Origin of the sequence: Amycolatopsis thailandensis, from assembly GCF_002234405.1 — a bacterium.
GTDB classification, from domain to species: Bacteria; Actinomycetota; Actinomycetes; order Mycobacteriales; family Pseudonocardiaceae; genus Amycolatopsis; species Amycolatopsis thailandensis.
Window position 1 is genome coordinate 1 of the sequence record NZ_NMQT01000219.1, and the last position, 4,731, is coordinate 4,731.

Annotated in this window: 4 protein-coding genes; 2 read left to right on the forward strand and 2 right to left on the reverse strand. The window is 67.8% G+C overall.

Translation table 11 applies throughout. From position 1 onward, the window contains the following. On the reverse strand, positions 1 to 797 hold a 797-nt coding region (locus CFP71_RS41620), incomplete at its 3' end, for a hypothetical protein (protein ID WP_244200031.1). Positions 798 to 1,216: 419 nt separating this feature from the next. Here CFP71_RS41620 and CFP71_RS41625 point away from each other — a divergent pair. Beyond that, complete coding sequence (locus CFP71_RS41625; RefSeq protein ID WP_093939373.1) at positions 1,217 to 1,708, forward strand: RNA polymerase sigma factor; 492 nt, start codon at positions 1,217 to 1,219, stop codon at positions 1,706 to 1,708. 15 nt (positions 1,709 to 1,723) lie between these two features. On the opposite strand, the gene CFP71_RS41630 is transcribed toward CFP71_RS41625, so the two are convergent. Then, on the reverse strand, positions 1,724 to 2,887 hold the full coding sequence (locus CFP71_RS41630; protein WP_093939374.1) for a pyridoxal phosphate-dependent aminotransferase: 1,164 nt from the start codon (positions 2,885 to 2,887) through the stop codon (positions 1,724 to 1,726). Positions 2,888 to 2,916: 29 nt separating this feature from the next. Here CFP71_RS41630 and CFP71_RS41635 point away from each other — a divergent pair, with 29 nt between their 5' ends. Further along, complete coding sequence (locus CFP71_RS41635) at positions 2,917 to 4,215, forward strand: DUF445 domain-containing protein (protein WP_093939375.1); 1,299 nt, start codon at positions 2,917 to 2,919, stop codon at positions 4,213 to 4,215. The last annotated feature ends 516 nt before the right edge of the window (positions 4,216 to 4,731 follow it).

Genomic DNA, 4,731 nt, shown 5'->3' on the forward strand with positions numbered 1-4,731 from the left:
CGCGGCGCGGCGGGGGCGGGCTTGGCGTCGGTCTTGAGCTGCACCGGCAGCGCGGTGACGCGGTGGTTCTGGACGGCGGGCGCCGGTGTGGGCGTCGTGGCGGGGACGAACGGGCGCGGATCCGGCGTGGTCGGCTCGGACGTGGGCGTCGTGGCTGTCTTGGCCGGGACGGCGATGGTGACCGAGCCACCCGCCGACTGGCCGGAGCCGCCGCCGAAGACGGGGTCGAGCACGTCGCCGGCGCCCGGCAGGAGCCCCGGAGTGCCCGATCCGCAGCACGGACCCGGTTTGACGATCGGTTCGACGACGTGTTCGCCGATTCCGCCGACGACCCCGCCGACGGTTTCGACGACTCCGCCGACCGTGTCCGTGACGAGATTCAGTACGCCGCCGAGGAGACCGCCCAGCAAACCGCCGGACGACTGGGGCTTCGCGGTCTTCTTTTCCGGTTCCGGAGAAGAAGACTTCTCGACGGAACTCGCGGCCGAAACGGCCTTTTCCTCGACCGTGCTCTCGGAAGACGTGGCCTCGGGCTCCTTGCTCGAAACAGGAGCGGGCTCTTCCTTCGGGGATTCGGTCTTCGGGGTTTCGGCGGGTTTCGTGGTCTCGGTCGCACTGGAGTCCGAAGTGGACTCCTCGGGGGTAGTCGTTTTCCCGGATCCCGCTTCGTTCGCGGGCTGGACCACGGAGGTCTCCGGTGTCACGGCGGTCTGTTCTTCGGCGGAAGCCGGGGTGGAAAGGACGGCACCGAGAAGCCATCCCGTGAGCGCGAGCCCGCCCGCGAAAAGAATTCGCAAGCCGGTCTTCGGTGAGGTGAGGCCGTGACGGGACACGACTGCCGCACCACTCACAGCAATCACCACCGTCCGCGCCTGAAACCCACGTTCTCCGCGTGAGTTCGATCTTTCTTGGGGTCTCTTCCGGTCAGGTCGCAGTTCCCCCGGGGCTGCACCAGTTTTAGCACCGGAGGCGAGTGTTTCACTTAAGCCGCCGTCGATCCAGCCCGTTAGGCGGAACGACGCAACCGGCTCCGGTGCATGGAGTACCGAAGTTGATCACTCTCGGTGTGTGCCGAGCGGCCATCCGGGCCCGGGTGGAACTACTCAAATCCTTGGTGACCTGACCTTTTCCGGATCCCTGCTGCGGTGTGTGCCGTCGAAGTCGCGTTCGGTGATCGACGCGGCGGTCGCGGGCCGTCTGGAGAGGAGAGTCCGGGATGTGGGACGTGAAAGCGGTTTCGGCGGCGGTGCTCGGCGTGCTGAAGACCTATCGCCTGACCGAATCGGACGCTCACGACGTTTGTCAGGACGCCTGGCTGGAACTGCTCCGCGCGCCGGGCGCGCTACGCGACGAAGCGAAACTCGGGGCTTGGCTGACGACCACCGCGCGGCGCCGCGCGGTCCGGATGATCACCAGGAACAGGCGCGAAAATCCGCGCCCGCTCCGGGACGCCGAACTGACCCCGGGTGTCGGGCCGACCCCGGAGGCCGTGGTCGTCCGCGCCGAGATCGACCGCGCGCTCTGGGCGGCGGTCGACCTCCTGCCGGACGTCCACCGGCGCCTGATGTGGCTGCTCGCGCACCGGCCGGAACTGTCCTACGCGCAGCTCGCGGGGGAACTGGGGATCAGTCCGGCCAGTGTGGGCAGGTTGCGAAGACGGTGTCTGGACAGGCTCGGACGCATCCTTGAGAAGGGCGGCTGGGCGTGATGGACATCGGACGAGTCACTGGAGTTTGCGCAATCGGGTGACCGCTTCGTCGATTACCTCGTTGCGCTTGCAGAACGCGAACCGCAGCAGGTGTTTCCACTCTTCCGGGTGATCGGTGAACACCTTTACGGGCACGGCTGCCACCCCCACTCGTTCGGGGAGCTGCCAAGCCAGTTCGGCGGCGTCGTCGAAGCCGAGCGGACGCACGTCGACGCAGACGAAGTACGTCCCCGCGGTCGGCCGGACGGCGAATCCGGCCTCCGCGAGACCGGCCGCGAGCCGGTCCCGTTTGGTTTGAAGGCTCGTGCGCAGCTCCTCGGCCCAGGGCACCTCGTGGTCCAGCGCGTAGGCGACGGCCGGCTGGAACGGCCCGCCCGAGACGAAGGTGATGAACTGCTTCGCGGCCTTCACCGCCGCGACCAGGTCCGGGCTCGCGCAGACCCAGCCGATCTTCCAGCCGGTGCAGTTGAACGTCTTGCCCGCGCTGGAGATCGAAACCGTGCGATCGCGCATGCCGGGGAAGGTCGCGAGCGGGAAGTGCTCGGCGTCGTCGAAGACCAGGTGCTCGTACACCTCGTCGGTGATCGCGATCAGGTCGTGCTCCACGCAGAGCGCGGCGACGGCTTCCAGTTCGGCGCGGGTGAACACCGTGCCGGTCGGGTTGTGCGGCGAGTTGATCAGGATCGCCCTGGTCCGGCCGGTCACCGCGGCGCGCAGGCCCTCGACGTCCAGCGCGAACCGGCCGTCGCGTTCCACCAGGCCGACGACACGCCGTTCCGCGCCCGCCATGGCGACCGCGGCCGCGTACGAGTCGTAGTAGGGCTCGATGACGATGACCTCGTCGCCCGCCTGCGTCAGCGCGATCAGCGACGCCGCGATGGCCTCGGTGGCACCGGCGGTGACCAGGATCTCCGTGTCGGGGTCGTACTCGACGCCGTACCGGAGACGATGGCGCGCGATCGCCGCGCGCAACTCCGGCCGTCCGGGACCCGGCGGGTACTGGTTCGCGCCCCCGAACAGCGCGTTCTTGGCGGCGTCGAGCATCTCGGCGGGCCCGTCGGTGTCGGGGAACCCCTGGCCGAGGTTGACGGCTTCGTGGCGGACGGCGAGTGCCGTCATCTCCGCGAAGATGGTCGACGTGAAGGGCTGGAGGCGGGGTACGAGGAGAGGTTCGCGCACGATCAGCCATCCTCACGGACAATGGCCGTGTGGAGCAACTGACGCCCGCCAAGGTGACCCCAGCCGATCCGCCAGGTGGAAGCGCCGCCGAGGAGGAGAAGCGCCGCGGCCTGCGCAAGATGAAGATGGTCGCGCTGTCGTTCCTGCTCGGGGCGACGGTGATCTTTTTGCTGACCAGCTGGGCCGAGGCCGCGGGCTGGCCTGCCTGGGTCGGCTACGTCCGCGCCGCCGCCGAAGCCGGGATGGTCGGCGCGCTCGCCGACTGGTTCGCGGTGACGGCGCTGTTCCGGCATCCGCTGCGGATCAAGATCCCGCACACCGCGATCATCCCGAACAAGAAGGACGCGCTGGGCAGCAGCCTCGGCGACTTCGTCGGCTCGAACTTCTTGTCCGAGTCCGTGATCCGCGAGAAGCTGAGCCGGGTCGAGGTGTCGAAGCGGCTCGGCGGCTGGCTTTCGCAGCCGAAGAACGCCGAACGCGTGACGTCCGAACTGGCCACCGTCGTACGGGCCGCGGTCAAGGTGCTCCGTGACGAAGACGTCCAGGCGATCATGGAACAGGCCGTGGTCAAGCGGATCGTGGACAAGCCGTGGGGCCCGCCGCTCGGGAAGATCCTGGAAGGCGTGTTCGCCGACGGGGCGCACCACAAGCTGGTGGACCTGATGTGCGACCGCGCCTACGAATGGGTGCGGGACAACCACACGACGATGCTGCGCGTGGTCTCGGACCGGGCGCCGAGCTGGTCGCCGAAGTTCGTCGACGAGATGCTCGCGGACAAGGTCTACGGCGAGGTGCTGTCCTTCGTGTGGGCGGTGAAGACCGACGTCAACCACCCCATGCGGCTGGCGCTGGACAAGTTCCTCGGCGAGTTCGCCCAGGACCTCCAGACCGACCCCGAGGTGATGGCGCGCGCCGAGCAGGTCAAGGCCCAGATGCTGGGGCACGACGAGGTGCAGAAGCTGATCGGCTCGGCGTGGGCGACGGCGAAGGAGATGCTCCTCAACGCCGCCGAGGACCCGTCGAGCGAGCTGCGGCGCCGCGTGCGCACCGGCCTCGAGACCCTCGGTGAACGGCTGGTCTCCGACGATCAGATCCGGTCCAAAGTGGACACCTGGGTGGAGGGCGCGGCGGCCTACGTCGTCACCCACTACTCCAAGGAGATCACCACGATCATCACCGACACCGTGGAGCGCTGGGACGCCGAGGAGACCTCGCGCAAGATCGAGCTCCAGGTGGGCCGGGATCTCCAGTTCATCCGGATCAACGGCACGGTGGTCGGCGCGCTCGCCGGACTGGTCATCTACGCGGTCGCGCAGCTGCTCTTCTGAGTCTTCGGCCTATACCACACTCCGGAGGCCTCACCGGGAGTTGTCCACAGGAAGTGGAGTCATCCCCAGGGTTATCCACAGCTTTTCACGTCTTTGGCCTAACGCTGTGCACAACCCCTGGGGGTAACTCGGGGGTGGGTGACCCCAGAAGTTGTGGTCGTTCGGGTCCCGACGGGTCGTGACGCAGGGCGGTGGCGCGGCGGGGCCGAGTCGGGTTCAGATGGTCGTGAGTGGCAAGTCGTGTTCTGACGGACTCGTATTTATCTGCGCACCGGTGTGGCCGGTGGTCGAGTGTGGAGGATTTGGGGCGCTCAGCGTCCCAAATCCTCCACGGACGGGGACCTGCTTCGTCTCGGTGCCGGATGAAGCTCGTGCTGGAGGCCGGTGCGGTCGACGGGGGAAGATTCCGGACGTTCAACGTCCGGAATCTTCCCCCGCCACCTCGTCTGCCACCTGGACGTGACCAGCACGGTCTTGATCAACGGAAGATCGGGACGTTGAGTGTCCCGGATCTTC